This is a genomic window from Brevibacterium epidermidis NBRC 14811 (assembly GCF_001570805.1).
Lineage (GTDB): Bacteria > Actinomycetota > Actinomycetes > Actinomycetales > Brevibacteriaceae > Brevibacterium > Brevibacterium epidermidis.
This window is the reverse complement of sequence record NZ_BCSJ01000018.1, coordinates 170830-186921: the sequence shown is the minus strand read 5'-3', so window position 1 is coordinate 186921 and position 16092 is coordinate 170830. Positions and strand designations below refer to the sequence as shown.

Here is a 16092-nt window from a genome sequence, read left to right as displayed (position 1 = left end):
TGCCTGGGGGTGGGGAATGAGAGACAATGTGGCCAGGCCCGGCACCGCCGCCTCGCCGTCGAACCCCGTGCAGAGAAAGAGAATGTGAAAGTGGAACGATCAACACTGGCCGATATCGACTCACTGCTGGGAGACACGGACGAGCTTCTGGCAACCGCATACCCCGGAGACCGCGATGTCCGCCAACCCGTGCACACCGTCTACGTCCCCGGCCACCGTACGAGTGCGAACCTGCCTCATCAGTGGGGACAGCAGGCGCTCGAATGCGTCGAGGCCCATGGCGGAATGCTGCAGCTGGCCGAACGCGTCATCACCGCCGCCCGGAAGGAATCCGGTCCCGCAGTCCCCGGCCAGGTGGCGAGCATTCATCAGGTGGCCAGAGAGGCCGAACTCCTCGCCGAGGCGGTCACCGCCAAGCTCGAACGCGAACCGATCGAGGACCTGCGTCTGGACTTCGAAGACGGCTTCGGCGACCAGGGCGATGAGACCGAGGACCGGTGGGTCGTCCAGGCCGCCCGCGATGCGGTGGCCGGCCGCACCGAGAAGGGCGCCCCCGGCTTCGTGGGCATCCGGTTCAAATGCATGGAGAAGCCGACCCGGGAGCGCGGTCTGCGCACTCTCGACCTGTTCCTGTCCGAGCTCATCAAGGCGGGCGGCGGACTGCCGGAGAACCTCGTGCTCACGTTGCCGAAGGTCAGCACCGTCGACCAAGTGAGGGCGATGGTGCTCGCCGCACGTGCGCTGGAAGCCGAGCACAGCCTCGGCGAGGGGACGATCACGTTCGAGATCCAGGTCGAGACTCCGCAGATCGTCCTCGCCGCGGACGGCACCGTTCCGCTGGCGGCGGCGCTGCAGGCGGGGGCCGGGCGTGTGACCTCGTTGCACTACGGAACGTATGACTATTCGGCGTCGATGGGCGTAGCCGCGGCCTACCAGGCGATGGATCATCCGGTCGCGGACTTCGCGAAGAACCAGATGATGCTCGCCGTCGCCGGCACCGGAGTCCACCTCTCCGACGGGTCGACGAACATCCTCCCGCTCGGCGAACCCGCAGAGGTCCACCATGCGTGGGCCCTGCACGCCGGACTCGTCCGCCGCCACCTCAAGCGGGGGATCTACCAGGGCTGGGACCTGCACCCGCACCAGTTGCCGACCCGGTTCTTAGCGACCTTCGCGTTCTACCGCGAAGGCGGGGCACGGGCGGCGCAGCGCCTGCACGACTACGTGTTCAAGGCCGATTCGACCGTCCTCGACGAACCCGCCACCGCGAAGGCTCTCGCCCGCTACCTCGACCGGGGGCTCGTCTGCGGAGCCCACACCGAGGAGTTCGTGACCTCGCGGACGAACCTCAGCCTCACCCAACTCGGGCAGCTCGCCCGCAGCGGCTCGCTCGACTGAGCAGACTGACCACAGACCGAAGGAGATCCCACCCATGACGACGACCGACCCGTACACCTACTGGGCCCCGACCGGCGGTCACCCGCCGCAGTCCGATCTGCTCACCGACCGCGCACTCGTCACCGAGGCCTACACGGTCATCCCGCGCGGAGTGATGCGCGACATCGTCACCTCGAACCTGCCCGAGTGGACCGGGACCCGGTCGTGGGTGCTCAGCAAGCCCGTGGCCGGGGGAGCGGTGACGTTCTCGCAGACAATCCTCGAAGTCGCCCCTGGCGGAGGCTCAGAGGCACCGGAACCGCAGCCCGAGGTCGAGGGATTCCTCTTCGTCATGGCCGGAACGCTCGAGGTCACCCATGAGGGCACCGCGCACACGCTGACCCCCGGCGGGTTCGCGTTCCTGCCCGCAGGTTCGACGTGGTCGGCGAAGTCCACCGGCACCGAGGCGGCCCGCTTCCACTGGGTGCGCAAACGCTACCAGCCCGTGGCGGGACTGACCCCTGAAGCGAAGTTCGGCAACGAAGCCGATGTCGAACCGTCACCGATGCCGGGAACCGACGGACGCTGGCGCACGACCCGTCCGCTCGATCCGGACGACCTCGCCTACGACATGCACGTCAACATCGTCACCTTCGAAGCCGGAGCGGTCATCCCGTTCGCGGAGACGCATGAGATGGAGCACGGCCTCTACGTGCTCGAGGGCAAAGCCGTCTACCGTCTCAACGGCGACTGGGTCGAGGTGCAGGAAGGCGACTTCATCTCCATGCGCGCCTTCTGCCCGCAGGCTTGCTACGCCGGCGGTCCCGGACGCTTCCGCTACCTGCTGTACAAGGACGTCAACCGTCAGGTCGAGCTCTGAGGCCCTGAGACAAGAAGCGGCCTGCCGGAAGTGATTCCGGCAGGCCGCTTCTTATGTCTGCGCTGAGTCAGATGAGGCGCTGAGTCAGATGAGCTGCAGGGTCCGCGAGGTGTACTCGGAGACCTCCTTGAGCAGCGTCTCGTCGTCGACGAGGTCGCGACCCAGCGAGGGGATCATGTCCTTGAAGGTCTTCTCCCAACCTGCGTACTCACGCGGGAAGCAGGTCTTGAGCAGATCGATCATGATCGGCACCGCGGTCGAGGCACCCGGTGAAGCACCGAGCAGGGTTGCCAGCGAACCATCGGCGGACGAGATGAGTTCGGTGCCGAACTGGAGGACGCCGCCCTTCTTCGGATCCTTCTTCATCACCTGCACGCGCTGACCGGCCTGGATGAGTTCCCAGTCGGCGGGGTCGACGGAGGGGATGAAGGTCTGCAGGGCCTCGAAGCGGGCCTTCTTCGTTGCGGCGAGCTCACCGAGGAGGTACGTGACGAGGTCCGTGTTGTCCTTGGCGACATTGAGCATCGTGCCGATGTTGTTTCCGCGCACGGACAGCGGCAGATCGGTGAAGCGGCCCTTCTTGAGGAACTTCGGCGAGAAGCCGGCGTAGGGGCCGAACATCAGGTAGTCCTGGCCGTCGACGACACGGGTGTCGAGGTGCGGCACCGACATCGGGGGAGCATCCTGAGCGGCCTGGCCGTACACCTTCGCCTGGTGGCGGGCGACGAGATCCTGGTTCGCGGTGCGCAGGAAGTAGCCGGAGACCGGGAAGCCGCCGTAGCCGCGTCCCTCCGGGATGCCGGACTTCTGCAGCAGCGGCAGTGCACCGCCGCCGGCGCCGACGAAGACGAACTTCGCGCCCACCTGGTGGGTCTCGTGCGAGAGCAGATCCTTCACGGTGAGAGTCCAGCCGTCCGAGGAACGGTCGAGGTCGGTGACCTGGTGGCTGGTGCGCACGGTCGCGCCCTTGGCGGCGACGTAGCTGAGCAGCTGAGACGACAGAGAGCCGAAGTCGACGTCGGTGCCCTGCTTGATGCGCGAGATGCCGTTGACCTGCCCGGGACCGCGGCCGGAGAACATCAGCGGCAGCCATTCGGCCTGAGTGTCCGCGTCCTCGGTGTATTCCATGTCCGCGAACAGCGGATTGCGCACCATCGTCTCGTAGCGGTTCTTGATGTAGTCACGTCCCTTGTCGCCGCGTCCGTAGCTGACGTGGGCGATGGGATTGATGAAGGTCGTCGGATCGGTGATGACACCGGTGTCGACGAGGTGCGACCAGTACTGGCGCGAGTGGTGGAACTGCTGGTTGATGTTCGAGGCCTTTTCCAGGTCGATCTGACCGTTGGAGTCCTCAGGGGTGTAGTTGAGTTCGCAGAGTGCGGCGTGGCCGGTGCCGGCGTTGTTCCAGGGGTCGGAGCTCTCCGTTGCCACATAGTCGAGCTTCTCGTAGACACGGATGTCCCAATCGGGCTGAAGTTCGGTCAGCATGGCGCCCAGAGTGGCGCTCATGATGCCGCCGCCGATCAAGACGACGTCGACTTTTTCCTGCGGTGAGGGCATTTGGACTCTCATTCCTCGTCTCTGACTACATGTATTCGTCTCTCAGGGTACTCTCCGGCATCGGCCCACCTGTAACCCGGGAGGAGGGAACGAAGCGTCGCGAGAGCATTCTCACAGCGGATGGACGTCCGCCCTGCTCGCCTTTATCCGACCATTCGGACGCTTTGGCAAGACAGTCTGTGTTGCCCGCCACAAGATATGCAACTATGGGCACATGTCCAAACGTTTCCAGCTCCGTGACGCGCTCGCCGAATTCCCTCCCTACGTTCCCGGCAAGCCTCCCGTCGCATCCCCCGGCCTGACCCCGTACAAACTGTCGTCGAACGAGAACCACCTGCCGCCGCTGCCGGGTGTCGTCGAATCGGTGGCATCCGCCTCTGCGATTCCGGGGAACTACCCCGATCCCACCGCAGCCGCGCTCGTGGCCGATATCGCCTCCCACCTCGATGTCGAACCCGCCGAGGTGGTCCCCGGCGCCGGGGCCTCCGAGGTCCTCACGGCGCTGACGAACATCACCCTCGAAGCGGGCACGTCCGTGGTCTATCCGTGGCCGTCGTTCGAGATGTACCCGATCCTCGCCTCGGCGCGGGGCGCGGAGAAGCGCCCCGTCGCTCTGCTGGAAGACGGTCGGCACGACTTCGCCGGGCTGGCCGCGGCGATCGATGACACGACCCGCCTCGTGCTGCTGTGCTCGCCGAACAATCCGACCGGTCCGACGATCACCGATGCCGAACTCGAGGGATTGCTCGCCGAGGTGCCCGAGTCTGTCATCGTCGTCCTCGACGAGGCGTACCTCGAATTCGCCACCGAGGCCGCCGACTCCCTCGCCGCCTACCGCAAGCACTCGAACCTCGTGCTCGCCCGCACCTTCTCGAAGGCGCACGGCCTGGCAGGTCTGCGCGTGGGCTTCGGCATCGCCGACGCCGAGATCGCCTCGGCGATGCGACAGGTCATCGCGCCGTTCTCCGTCACCGCCGGTGCCCAGGCCGCGGCTCGGGAATCCCTGGCACGCGTCGACGAGGTGGCCGTGCGCGCCAAGGAGATCGCCGCGGTGCGCGACCGGTTCGCTCATGATCTGCGGGACCTGGGTCTGTCCGTGCCCGATGCTCAGGGCAACTATGTGTGGATTGCGCTCGACCCCGAGGCGGCCGTCGCCTTCGAAGGCGAGTGCGCGAAGCAGGCCGTGGCCGTGCGTCGACTGCAGGGCGGCGTGCGCGTGAGCATCGGACCCGATGAGGCACTCGACCGTGTGCTCAAGGTCGCCGCGTCCCTGTGACGATGAGCGCGGAGACGACGGTGGGCACGGAACTGGACGGACTTGCGGCCGAACTGAGCTCGGGCGCCCTGGTCACCGATCGGGATGTCATCGACTCCTACTCGTCGGACAAAGCCCTGTTCTGTCCGGCGGGGACCGCCTCGGCGCTCGTTCGTGCTGCCGACGTCGATGATGTGGTCGCGGTGATGCGGTTCGCCACCGCGCATCGGATCCCGGTGGTCACTCAGGGTGCCAGGACGGGACTGTCGGGGGCGGCGAACGCCACGGACGGCGCGATCCTGCTCAACGTCGCGAAGCTGAACGCGATCGTCGATATCGACGAGGTCGACCAGACCTGCCGGATCCAGCCCGGAGTCATCAACCAGGACCTCAAGACCGCGCTGGCCGAGCATGGTCTGTCGTATCCGCCGGATCCGGGGTCGGTGGCGATCTCGACGATCGGCGGGAACGTCGCGACGAACGCCGGTGGCATGTGCTGTGTGAAGTACGGAGTGACGAGGGACTATGTGCGGGGTCTGACCGTGGTCCTCGCCGACGGGACAGTGACCCGGTTGGGTCGGCAGACGGCGAAGGGGGTGGCCGGTCTCGACCTGGCAGGTCTGTTCGTCGGGTCCGAGGGGACTCTGGGCGTCATCGTCGAGATCACGCTCGGGCTCAAACCGCTGTTGGCGCCGCCGGTGACCGGGGTCGGGATCTTTCCCGATATGGAGTCGGCCGGGCGTACGGTGACGGAGTTCATGGCTTCCGGGGCGGCCCCGTCGATGTTGGAGCTCATGGACGGAGGCACCGTGGGCATGATCAATGCCTATGGTGATTTCGGACTGCCCGACGGGGCCGGTGCGCTGTTGTTGGTGCAGTCGGATGCTCCGGGGCAGGCCGGTGTGACCGAGCTGGAATCGTTCGAGGCGATCGCGTGGGCGCAGGGCGCCGATGAGGTGTTCTTCTCCGATGATCCGGCGGATTCGGAGATGTTGGTCGCGGCTCGTCGGGCGGTGTCTCCGGCGATGGAGAAGTACGTGTCGGGGCTTGGTGGGGGAGAGCTCATCGATGATGTGTGCGTTCCTCGGTCCCGCCTCGGCGAGTTCTTCGCCAGGTTGGACGAGATCGCGGGTGGGCATTCGGTGGAGGTGTCCACGGCCGGGCATGCCGGGGATGGGAACATGCATCCGAGTGTGCTCTTCGATGCTCACGATCCGGCGAGTGTGGCCGAGGCGAAGGAGACGTTCGCTGCGATCATGCAGCTGGGGCTCGACCTGGGTGGGACGATCACGGGTGAGCACGGCGTCGGGTATCTGAAGAAGGACTGGCTGGTGCGCGAACTCGATGCGGGTGCGCGGGCGCTGCAGACCTCGATCAAGGCGGCGGTCGATCCGTTGGGGATCCTCAACCCGGGGAAGATGCTCGGCTGAGACCTCGGGTGACCGAACTCAGCCCGGCCGACGCATGTCGAAGCGCTGATCCGAGCTGATCCCGAAGTAGGCGGTCGGTCCGCCGCCGCGCAGCACCGGATCGGCGGCGGCTGTGTCGACGATCCCGTCGGTGAGCAGGGATTCGTCGAGATGGACTCCCACCACTTCGCCCACGGTGAACCATGAGCCGGAGCTCTCCCCGTCCGCGGTGCGCAGGTCGATGATTTGGGTGACTCGGCATTCGAAGGTCGCCGGTGAGGCTGCCACGCGTGGCGCAGAGATCTCCACGGACTCGGCCTCCTCGATTCCTGCGGTGGAGAACTCGTCGACTTTCGCGGTGGTCGACGTGGCGTTCATCGCCTCGGCGAGGGTCCGAGTGACGAGGTTCCAGGTGAACTCCCCGGTCTCCCGGCAGTTGGCAACGGTGTCCTTCCACGCGTTGCTGGAGAAGCCCACGAGCGGTGGAGAGTAGTTCAGCGCATTGAAGAACGAATAGGGCGCGAGATTGCGGCGGCCCTCGGCATCGACTGTGCCGATCCAGCCGATGGGCCGCGGCGCGACGATGGCGTTGAAGGGGTCGTGCGGCAGACGGTGGCCTTCGGACGGGCGATAGAAATGAGTCACCCGACTATTCAAGCAGGTATGACGGAGTGTTGCGCACGATGACGGATCGCCGCTGCCTCGACGGCGGACGTGCCTATCGTCTGTGACATGACCATCACCCAGCTCCCCATCCTCGACCTCAGCCTGGCCGAAGACCCCGCGACCGCCGAGGCGTTCCGTGCAGACCTGCGCCGTATCACCCATGAGATCGGCTTCTTCTACCTCACCGGCCACGGAATCCCCGACGCCGACTTCACCCGCATCATCGATGTCGCCGATCGCTTCTTCGCTCTGCCCGAGGCCGAGAAGCTCGCGATCGAGAACACGAACTCTCCGCACTTCCGCGGCTACACCCGCACCGGAGGCGAACGCACCCAGGGGCGCGTCGACTGGCGGGAGCAGATCGACATCGGCCCCGAACGCGCACCCGTGGCCGAGCCGGTCAACGACTTCGACCACCTCACCGGCCCCAACCAGTACCCGGAATCGCTGCCCGAGCTGCGCGAGGCCACGGAATCCTGGCACGGGCAGCTGAGCGAGGTCGGCGCTCGTCTCCTCGAACAGTGGGCGCTGAGCCTCGGTCAGGCGGGCGATCATTTCGCGTCCGCCTTCGCCGAGGATGCCGAATCCTTCATCAAGATCGTCCGCTACCCCGAAGCCGAATCCGAGTCCGTCACCCAGGGTGTGGGCGAACACCGGGACGCCGGCACGCTCACCCTGCTCTACCCGCAGCCGGGCACCACCGGCCTGCAGGTGCTCACCGATGACGGTTGGATCGATGCGGATCCGATCGAGAACACCTTCGTCGTCAACATCGGCAAACTCCTCGAAGTCGCCACGAACGGCTACCTCAAGGCCACCGTCCACCGTGTCCTGCCGACCGGACCCGGGCAGGACCGCATCTCCATCCCGTTCTTCTTCAACCCGGCTCTGAACGCTCGTCTGCCCGAGGTCGAATTGCCCGCCGAACTCGCCGCCGATTCCCGCGGTGTGACTCAGGACGAACGCGACGCCCTCCACGCCGTCTATGGAGAGAACGCCTTCCTCTCCCGGTTGCGCTCCCACCCGAACGTCGCCGAGAAGTTCTATCCCGAACTCGTGGGCGCTCAGGTCTGAGCTCACGGGCCCGGGTGCTCAGCGCCTGAGGAGGCCGCCGAGCTTCGCGATGTCGTCTGGACGCACCCGGCAGCAGCCGCCGATGATCCGCGCGCCGAGGCTGATCCACTCCGCCACCGGCCACGAAGCGATGCCGGCTTCCGCACCGTCGCGCCAGGTCAGAGTGGTCGCGTCGTAGATCTCGCCCGAGTTCGGATAGGCGATGAGCGGCAGGTCCGTGTGCCGGGACAGTTCTTTCAGAGCCGGAGTGACGAGAGATGGACGCACACAGTTGACCCCGATCGCCTGCACTCTCGCCGAGGCGGCCGCCGCCTCCGCGAACTCCGCCAAGGTGCTGCCGTCGGGCAGGGTCGGGGATCTCGTGTCCGTGCCGGTCTGTAGAGTCACGGTCACCCAGGAAGGGAGACCGGTCTCGTCTGCCAGGTCGATGATCGCTGCGATCTCGTCGAGGCGCGGCTGGGTTTCGATGGCGAGCAGGTCCGCTCCCGCCTCGGTGAGGGCGTCGATGCGCGGACGATGGAAGGCGGTGTAGTCGGCAGAGGTCAGGCGGTAGTCGCCGGTGTATTCGGCACCGTCGCCGAGTGCTGCGCCGTAGGGGCCGACGGAGCCTGCGATGAGCGGCGGGGTGGCGGCCGGCCCGGCGCCGGCCGCTTCCGAGCGCGCGTGCGCGTTCCCTGCACAGCGCGCGATTCCCACACTGTCGGCGATGATTTTGTGTCCCTCATCGTCGCTGATTCCCACATCGGCGAATCCGCGCGGCGTCGCCTGGTAACTCGCAGTCGTAAGGATGCGGGCACCGGCAGCAACGAAGGCAGTGTGCACCTCGAGCAGGGTGCCGGGATCACGGCGGATGAGCTCGGCCGACCACAGTGCGTGGTCGAGGTCGATGCCGCGATCCTCGGCGGCGCTGCCCAGCCCGCCGTCGATGACGATGGGAGCGGCCGCCTCGGCGAGGGTGAGCATCTGGGTGAACGTCATGGACTTAGTTAAGCTTGTCTGGTGACTGCAGACGAAACTTCGGCGGCATTCGAGACCGCCCCCATCAACGACCGATCGAACTTCGGATTCGAGGTGGGCACCCGCATGGACACGGGCGGACGCACCGGGGTCATCCACACCCCGCACGGCGATATCCAGACCCCGGCGTTCATCCCGGTCGGCACGAAGGCCACAGTCAAGGCCGTGCGCCCCGACGAGGTCGCCGAACTCGGCGGGCAGGCGGTGCTCTCGAACGCCTACCACCTCTACCTGCAGCCGGGATCGGACCTCATCGACGAGGCCGGCGGCCTGGGAAAGTTCATGAACTGGCCGGGACCCACCTTCACCGACTCCGGCGGATTCCAGGTGATGAGCCTGGGCTCGGGGTTCAAGAAGGTCATCTCGATGGAGGCGACGGGGGAGCAGAACGATGAACTCGTCGCCGTCGGCAAGGAGCGGCTGTCGAACGTCGACGATGACGGGGTGACGTTTAAGTCCCATCTCGATGGGTCGATGCACCGCTTCACTCCGGAGATCTCGATGCGTGTGCAGCACGAATTGGGCGCCGACATCATGTTCGCCTTCGACGAGCTGACCACTCTGGTCAACACCCGCGGCTACCAGGAGGAATCCTTGGAGCGGACCCGTCTGTGGGCGATCCGGTGCATCGAAGAGCACTTCCGCCTTACCGAGGAACGGTCGCACCGTCCCTACCAGGCGCTCTTCGGGGTGCTGCAGGGCGCGCAGTACGAGGACCTGCGGCGCAAGGCCGCCCGGGATCTCGGGGCCATGGACTTCGACGGCTTCGGCATCGGTGGTGCCCTGGAGAAGGAGAACCTCGGCATCATCATCCGCTGGGTGTGCGAGGAGCTGCCGGAGAACAAGCCGCGCCACCTGCTGGGCATCTCCGAACCCGATGACCTGTTCGAAGCGATCAAGACCGGCGCGGACACTTTCGACTGCGTCTCGCCTTCCCGCGTGGCCCGCAATGCTGCGATCTACACTCGCGACGGCCGGTTTAACCTAACCGGTGCGAAGTACCGCCGCGACTTCGGACCGCTCGACCCCGACTGCTCGTGCTACACATGCCAGAACTACTCACGGGCGTACCTCCGGCACCTGTACAAGGCGAAGGAGATGCTCTTCTCCACCCTGTGCACCATCCACAACGAACACTTCGTCGTCTCACTCGTCGACGAGATTCGGCAGTCGATGATCGACGGCCGCTTCGACGAGCTCGAGGCTGAGGTCCTCGGCCGCTACTACGCGAAGAAGTAGCCGCGCTGTCGGCGGCCGCTGCGGTCGCCCGCCGGTCCGTACCGGTCAGTCATCGACTTCTGATCAGCACATCGAGTTTGATCCCGATGCGCTGTCCAAAAGTAGATGCAGCCGAGGACGAAACTCGATGACACTCGTCGGTAACCGTTTTCCGTTCGAGGCCGACCACTATGCGTCCGGTGCATCAGTTCGCGAACAGATGTGTGGCACCAAATGTGGCCATCGGCGTACGTAATGTGGTGAGAAGTGTACGGAATGTGACCCGGTGCGGGTGCCCGGCGGCCCTACCCGACCTCCGAGGCCCGCTCCGGCGCCCCTACGCGGGGTCCGCTTCGAGCTCGTAGCTGGGTTCGTGGCGCTTGACGAGCTTGATGACGCGGTAGGTCACGGGCAGGAAGATGACCTCGACGGCGACCTTGTAGACGAAGCCGACGATGATGTAGTTGAGGAAGTCGAGCCCCGGGATGACTCCGGCGAAGGCGATGACGCAGAACAGCAAGGTGTCGACGAACTCGCCGACGCCGGTCGAGGTGAGCAGACGCGCCCACAGCTTCGACTCGCCCATCCGCTTCTTCACGGCCACGAGCACCCAGGAATTGAGCAGCTGGCCGACGAAGTATCCGACGAGGGAGGCTGCGACGATGCGCGGGTAGAAGCCGAGGACGGCGGCGAAGGCGTCCTGATTCTCGTAGCCGGGACCCGGAGGCGAGATGAGCACGAGCCAGAAGACGAAGGTGGCCATGATCTGCAGGGCGAAACCGGTGATCACGGCCTTCCGTGCGGCTTTGAAACCGTAGACCTCGCTGATCACATCACCGAGGATGTACGCGATGGGGAAGAGGAAAGCGCCGCCGTCGGTGACGATCGGACCGAAGCCGATGACCTTCGTGGCAGAGATGTTCGAGATGATGAGCACCGCGCAGAACACGGCCAGGAAGACCGCATAGTAGCGGCCCCGGGAGGAAGCGAATGCTGCGAAGCGTGCAGCCGAGGAGGTATGCGCCGGATCGCTGGTACGACCCGGCTGCCCAGACTCGGATTCGGAGCGTCCGGGCTCAGCCTCAGGACTCTTCTGCGACAACGGTGATTTCCTTTCCTCCGGTGACCGTGAGCAGCTGCTCGTACGTCAGAGGCACCATCGAATTCGGTGTCCCCGCGCCGGCCCAGAGAACAGGATAGTCCTTCAGCGACACATCGACATAGGTCGGAATCGGGCCCGGATGACCGCAGGGAGCGACCCCGCCGATGACCTGCCCGGTGGCTTCGCGCACGAGTTCCTTCGACGCCCGATCGAGGGAGTCGACGCCGATGAGTTCGGCGACATGTGCGGTGTCGACCCGGTGGGCGCCCGAGGCCATGATGAGCACGGGCTCCCCGCCGGAGGAGAAGATCAGGCTGTTCGCGATCGCCCCGACCTCGATGCCCAGGGCCTCGGCCGCTGCGGCTGCCGTCGGCGTCGAGTCGTCGAATACCTCGATGCGCGGATCGATGCCCGCGGCCGTGAGATCGGCGGCGACCGCCTCGTGGTTGGGGTGGTCCCACTTCGCCGAGGCGGCTCCGGGCTCGGCCTCGGCCGTGGCTTCGTCGTCTTCGTCGTCCACTTCGGTGACGGGTTCGGCAAGACCGCGACGGCGCAGCAGCGGGGCGACATCCGGGCGGGTGCCGAAGAAGCGTTCGATCGCCGACATCGGGTCGACCGAATAGCCGGGGGCGAGGATGGCTTCGCGGAAGGCATCGCCGGCCTCCCGGTTGAGTCCGCCCTGCTCTTCGAACCATTCGCTCACCCAGGCGGCGATGACCTCGGAGTAGAGGTAGGAGTAGTAGCCGGCCGCATACCCGGAGGCGAAGATGTGCCCGAAGTACGTCGACCGGTAGCGAGGCGGAACGAGCGGGGAGAACCCGGACGCAGCGAGCACCTCGGATTCGAAGGACAGCACCTCGGTGATGTGCTCCCCGGCCTCGAGCGAATGCCAGGACAGATCGAGCATGGCCGCGGCGAGGTATTCGATCGTGTCGAAGCCCTGCCCGAACTTCTCACTGGCGACGAGCGCATCGACGAGTTCGGCCGGCATCGGCTCACCCGTGTCGACGTGCTTGGCGAAGTGGGGGAGGACCTGCGGGTGGAAGCGCCACATCTCGTTGAGCTGGGACGGGAACTCGACATAGTCGCGAGGGACTGCGGTGCCCGCCGTCGACGGGTAGGTGGAGTTCGCGAAGAGGCCGTGGAGGACATGGCCGAATTCGTGGAAGAACGTCGTCAGCTCGGTCGGATTGAGCAGGGTGGGCCGACCCGGACCGGGCTTGGCGAGGTTGAGCGAGAGAGTGACGACGGGCAGCAGCCCGGTCAGCCGGGAGGCGGGAACCAGCTGGTCCATCCAGGCTCCGCCGCGCTTCGTGTCCCGGGAGTACGGGTCGATGAGCACGAGTCCCAGGTGTCGCTCGTTGGCGTCCGTGACCTCGTAGACGCGGACGTCCTCGTGCCAGGCGGTGACGCCTTCATAGGGGGCGAACGTGATTCCGTACAGTCCGGTGGCGGCGCGGAAGACCCCCTCGGTGAGGACGGTGTCGAACTCGAAGTACTTGGCCACCTCGTCGGGGTCGATGCCAAATTCGTCGGCGCGGTACTTCGCGAGATAGTACTTCACGTCTTCGGCCGCGACCGTCTCCAGGCCGTAGCGCTCCTTGACCTGTGCAAGCTCCGCATCGAGTTGGGCGTTCGCGGGGTTGATGAGGGAAGAGACGATATCGGCTGCGGCATCGGGATTGCCGGCGGTCTGATTGTCGATGGCGAACGACGAGTAGGAGGGGTATCCGAGCAGATGCGCCTTCAGCGCACGCAGGGCCGTGGTGTCGGCCACCTGGGTGCGGGTGTCGCCGTCGCCGCCGCGGGATCCGCGCGCCATCGAATTGTTCAGCACGTGCCGACGAGTCTGCGCTGTGCTCAATGATTCGAGCACGCCCTGCTGGGTGAAGTTGTTCAGCGGCAGCAGGTAGCCGTCGACGCCGCGCTCGGCAGCCCGATTCGCCGCTGCCGCGATCTGATCGTCGTTCATTCCGGCCAGGGAATCGGCTTCGCTGACATGGACGGCCAGCTCACGTGTATCGAGCTGCAGAGCCCGGGAGAAGGAGTTCTCCAGCGTGGTCAGTTCGGCCGCGATCGTGGCCATCTGCTCTCGTTCCTCTTCGCCGAGGCGGGCTCCCGCACGGACGAAGAGTTCGATGGTCAGTTCGTGCTGACGTTTGTCCTCGGGGTTGAGGTCGGAGACCGAAACCTGTTCGATGCGGTGGAAGAGGTCCACGTTCAGCAGGATCTCGGTCTGGGTAGCGGACAGGAGTTCCCAGGTCTCGCCGATGGCGTCGGTCAGCTCGGGACGCAGATGATTCGACTCGATGGCTGCGGCGACGGAGGCGATCCGGGTCATCGGAACGGACGCGGATTCGAACCTCACCGTAGTGGAGAAGAACGTGGACTCCGCTTCATCGGCGATGATGGCAGCCACCTCGGCGCGGGCGAAATCGGTCGCCGTGTGAACCGCGGTCAGCAGCGTCTCCGCGGTGACCGCGGAGAAGTCGGGCAGCGAATAGTCGGTCTGTGGGTCGAGGAACGCTTCCCAGACATCGATGCCGTTCGGATCTGCGCTCATTCTCGACGATTCACTTTCGTAGCGGTTGGGGTCTCGCTCCGATCCTAACGTGAGTCAGCCGACCAGTGCATGATCGCTGGTTACACTGGTTTCCATGGGCACTGGTCGGGGCAAGTCCCTCACACTCAACAGCGCGTTCCAGCTCGGTTTCACGGGCGCCTTGGGCGTGGGGTTGGCGATCGTGGTGATGACGGCGTTGCAGTCCGTGGCGACCGTGATCATCTACATCGGTTTGGCGCTGTTCCTCGCGCTCGGTCTCGAGCCGATCGTGCAGTGGTTCGTCGATCGCAAGGTGCCGCGGTCACTGTCGGTGCTCATCGTCGTCGTGGCCTTCATCCTCATCGTCGTCGGCGTCGTGCTGCTCATCGCGCCGGCCGTGATCAGTCAGATCCAGACGTTCGTCGCGGATCTGCCAGGGATCGTGGCGAACCTCGCGACGACCGGGTGGGTGACGGAGCTCGAGGAGCAATTCACCGGCGCGATCGACATCGACGCGGTGTTCGCCAACGTTGCGGATTGGGCTTCGGACCCGAAGAATGTGCTCTCCCTCGGCGGCGGCGTGGTGTCGATCGGGGCGGGGATCCTCAGCTTCCTCACCGGCGTGATCATTGTCGTCATCCTCACCATCTACTTCGCCGTGTCCATGCCGACGATCAAATCCGCGATGTTCTCCCTGGTCGCGGCCTCATCACGGCCAACAGTCGAATCCGTCACCGAGGAGGTCACCCGATCCATCGGGCGCTACGTCCTCGGTCAGGTGTCCTTGGGAGTCATCAACGGCGTGTGCTCGGCGATCTTCCTGACCATCATTGGTGCCCCGCTGCCGGCGCTGTTGGCGTTCGTGGCGTTCCTCGGCTCGCTCATTCCCCTGGTCGGTCCGATTACCGGCTCGATCATCATCACCGCGTCCTGTCTGATGGTCTCGCCCGGGCTGGGCATCACGGCCGGAATCTACTACCTCGTGTACATGCAGGTCGAGGCGTATCTGCTCAGCCCGCGGATCATGAACAAGGCCGTCGACGTGCCCGGTGCCCTCGTCATCATCGCCGCGATCGCCGGCGGAACCCTCGGCGGTGTGCTCGGTGCGGTGGTCGCGGTGCCGGTGGCCGCCTCGGCGCTCATCATCATCCGCAAGGTCGTCGTCCCGGCGCAGGCGAAGAAGTAGGAGCGGCTGGCCGAACCTCAGTCCTGGTCGTCGTGGCTGCCGGAATCAATGCGGGTGACGAGGGCGTGGATGATGAGCTTGACGATGAAGTACACGGCGAAATAGGCGACTGCCGCGAATACGAGGTTGATGAGCAGGTTCCCGTCACCGCCGAGGCGGGGCAGCGCGATGAAGATGGCTGCGGTGATCGCCGCAAGATACGGGATCAGTCGGAGGACGGGGGATTCGGGCTCGCTCATGGGGCTGAGTCTAGCAACGGGGTACCGGAGCTTCGATGCGGAGTCTAAGGTGGTGCCCATGACTGAAGCCGTCTGGATGGCCCAGCGCGACGATGCCGTCCCCGAGGATGTGGAACGGCTGCTCGCCACCGTGCCGGAATGGTTCGGCAGACCCGAATCCAACGCCGAATACATCGACGACTCCCGGACCATGGAGACGTGGACCGTGCGCGACGACAGCGGCCGAGTCGTCGGGGTCACTCTTGTCTCACACCATTTCCCGCAGACCAGCGAAATCCATTTCACCGTCGTCGACCGCTCCGTCCACGGCGGGGGAGTCGGGACCGCGATGATCGAGGCCATCACCGAGGATGTGCGTGCCCGTGGGGCGAAGCTGCTCGAGGTGAAGACTCTCGGACCGTCGAAGGAGGATCCGAACTATGCGCGGACCCGTCACTTCTACGAGAAGATGGGCTTCCTGCCTCTGGAGGAGACTGACCTGTGGGGTGCTGATACGCCGTGCCTGATCCTGGTGAAGCCGGTGGCAGACTCCGCTACGTAGTCGAATATTCGATGCGGAGACCGAGT

At 65.6% G+C, this 16092-nt stretch carries 14 protein-coding genes; 8 read left to right on the top strand and 6 right to left on the bottom strand.

Annotated elements, in window-relative coordinates; all coding sequences use genetic code 11:
• Nucleotides 1-90: 90 nt before the first annotated feature.
• Together BEP01S_RS15380 and BEP01S_RS15375 are read left to right on the top strand one after the other, a co-directional pair.
• Nucleotides 91-1398 carry a DUF6986 family protein gene (locus tag BEP01S_RS15380; RefSeq protein ID WP_083532763.1) on the top strand — a complete coding sequence of 436 codons (1308 nt, stop codon included), beginning with the start codon at nt 91-93 and terminating at the stop codon, nt 1396-1398.
• A gap of 34 nt (nt 1399-1432) precedes the next feature.
• Nucleotides 1433-2257 carry a bifunctional allantoicase/(S)-ureidoglycine aminohydrolase gene (locus BEP01S_RS15375; RefSeq protein WP_039207887.1) on the top strand — a complete coding sequence of 275 codons (825 nt, stop codon included), beginning with the start codon at nt 1433-1435 and terminating at the stop codon, nt 2255-2257.
• Nucleotides 2258-2341: 84 nt separating this feature from the next.
• Here BEP01S_RS15375 and BEP01S_RS15370 read toward each other — a convergent pair whose 3' ends face one another.
• The gene (locus BEP01S_RS15370) at nt 2342-3817 is read right to left on the bottom strand and encodes a malate:quinone oxidoreductase (RefSeq protein WP_062244995.1); all 1476 of its coding nucleotides are present in this window, start codon (nt 3815-3817) and stop codon (nt 2342-2344) included.
• A 214-nt stretch (nt 3818-4031) separates the two neighbouring features.
• On the opposite strand from BEP01S_RS15370, the gene BEP01S_RS15365 reads away from it, so the two are divergent.
• Entirely contained in the window at nt 4032-5093 is a 1062-nt protein-coding gene (locus BEP01S_RS15365; RefSeq protein ID WP_062244991.1) for a pyridoxal phosphate-dependent aminotransferase, read from the top strand.
• A gap of 2 nt (nt 5094-5095) precedes the next feature.
• Nucleotides 5096-6502 (top strand): FAD-binding oxidoreductase, encoded by a 1407-nt coding sequence (locus BEP01S_RS15360; protein ID WP_062244988.1) that lies wholly within the window; start codon nt 5096-5098, stop codon nt 6500-6502.
• 18 nt (nt 6503-6520) lie between these two features.
• Here BEP01S_RS15360 and BEP01S_RS15355 read toward each other — a convergent pair whose 3' ends face one another.
• Nucleotides 6521-7126 (bottom strand): flavin reductase family protein, encoded by a 606-nt coding sequence (locus tag BEP01S_RS15355; RefSeq protein WP_062244985.1) that lies wholly within the window; start codon nt 7124-7126, stop codon nt 6521-6523.
• 87 nt (nt 7127-7213) lie between these two features.
• Between BEP01S_RS15355 and BEP01S_RS15350 the strand changes: the two genes are divergently transcribed.
• Nucleotides 7214-8221 (top strand): isopenicillin N synthase family dioxygenase, encoded by a 1008-nt coding sequence (locus BEP01S_RS15350; RefSeq protein WP_062244982.1) that lies wholly within the window; start codon nt 7214-7216, stop codon nt 8219-8221.
• Nucleotides 8222-8239: 18 nt separating this feature from the next.
• Here the strand turns inward: BEP01S_RS15350 and mmuM are convergent, their stop codons facing one another.
• A complete protein-coding gene (mmuM, locus tag BEP01S_RS15345; RefSeq protein WP_062244980.1) occupies nt 8240-9199 on the bottom strand; it encodes a homocysteine S-methyltransferase in 960 nt (319 codons plus the stop codon).
• 21 nt (nt 9200-9220) lie between these two features.
• Between mmuM and tgt the strand changes: the two genes are divergently transcribed.
• On the top strand, nt 9221-10477 hold the full coding sequence (tgt, locus tag BEP01S_RS15340) for a tRNA guanosine(34) transglycosylase Tgt (protein ID WP_062244977.1): 1257 nt from the start codon (nt 9221-9223) through the stop codon (nt 10475-10477).
• Between the two features lie 316 nt (nt 10478-10793).
• Here tgt and BEP01S_RS15335 read toward each other — a convergent pair whose 3' ends face one another.
• Together BEP01S_RS15335 and BEP01S_RS15330 are read right to left on the bottom strand one after the other, a co-directional pair.
• A complete protein-coding gene (locus tag BEP01S_RS15335; RefSeq protein WP_174521234.1) occupies nt 10794-11558 on the bottom strand; it encodes a queuosine precursor transporter in 765 nt (254 codons plus the stop codon).
• Nucleotides 11539-14121 (bottom strand): M3 family metallopeptidase, encoded by a 2583-nt coding sequence (locus BEP01S_RS15330; protein WP_062244973.1) that lies wholly within the window; start codon nt 14119-14121, stop codon nt 11539-11541. The genes BEP01S_RS15335 and BEP01S_RS15330 overlap by 20 nt, the downstream gene beginning before the upstream one ends.
• Nucleotides 14122-14215: 94 nt before the next feature.
• Between BEP01S_RS15330 and BEP01S_RS15325 the strand changes: the two genes are divergently transcribed.
• Nucleotides 14216-15286 carry an AI-2E family transporter gene (locus BEP01S_RS15325; protein WP_062244970.1) on the top strand — a complete coding sequence of 357 codons (1071 nt, stop codon included), beginning with the start codon at nt 14216-14218 and terminating at the stop codon, nt 15284-15286.
• A gap of 17 nt (nt 15287-15303) precedes the next feature.
• Here BEP01S_RS15325 and BEP01S_RS15320 read toward each other — a convergent pair whose 3' ends face one another.
• Nucleotides 15304-15525 carry a hypothetical protein gene (locus BEP01S_RS15320; RefSeq protein WP_062244968.1) on the bottom strand — a complete coding sequence of 74 codons (222 nt, stop codon included), beginning with the start codon at nt 15523-15525 and terminating at the stop codon, nt 15304-15306.
• 58 nt (nt 15526-15583) lie between these two features.
• Between BEP01S_RS15320 and BEP01S_RS15315 the strand changes: the two genes are divergently transcribed.
• Entirely contained in the window at nt 15584-16066 is a 483-nt protein-coding gene (locus BEP01S_RS15315) for a GNAT family N-acetyltransferase (RefSeq protein WP_052239820.1), read from the top strand.
• Nucleotides 16067-16092 lie beyond the last annotated feature (26 nt).

Excerpts from the sequence above, each read along its gene's own strand:
- BEP01S_RS15375 (WP_039207887.1), top strand. The coding sequence starts at position 1,433 with ATGACGACGACCGACCCGTACACCTACTGGGCCCCGACCGGCGGTCAC.
- BEP01S_RS15370 (WP_062244995.1), bottom strand. The coding sequence starts at position 3,817 with ATGCCCTCACCGCAGGAAAAAGTCGACGTCGTCTTGATCGGCGGCGGC.
- BEP01S_RS15365 (WP_062244991.1), top strand. The coding sequence starts at position 4,032 with ATGTCCAAACGTTTCCAGCTCCGTGACGCGCTCGCCGAATTCCCTCCC.
- BEP01S_RS15360 (WP_062244988.1), top strand. The coding sequence starts at position 5,096 with ATGAGCGCGGAGACGACGGTGGGCACGGAACTGGACGGACTTGCGGCC.
- BEP01S_RS15350 (WP_062244982.1), top strand. The coding sequence starts at position 7,214 with ATGACCATCACCCAGCTCCCCATCCTCGACCTCAGCCTGGCCGAAGAC.
- mmuM (WP_062244980.1), bottom strand. The coding sequence starts at position 9,199 with ATGACGTTCACCCAGATGCTCACCCTCGCCGAGGCGGCCGCTCCCATC.
- BEP01S_RS15330 (WP_062244973.1), bottom strand. The coding sequence starts at position 14,121 with ATGAGCGCAGATCCGAACGGCATCGATGTCTGGGAAGCGTTCCTCGAC.
- BEP01S_RS15325 (WP_062244970.1), top strand. The coding sequence starts at position 14,216 with ATGGGCACTGGTCGGGGCAAGTCCCTCACACTCAACAGCGCGTTCCAG.
- BEP01S_RS15320 (WP_062244968.1), bottom strand. The coding sequence starts at position 15,525 with ATGAGCGAGCCCGAATCCCCCGTCCTCCGACTGATCCCGTATCTTGCG.
- BEP01S_RS15315 (WP_052239820.1), top strand. The coding sequence starts at position 15,584 with ATGACTGAAGCCGTCTGGATGGCCCAGCGCGACGATGCCGTCCCCGAG.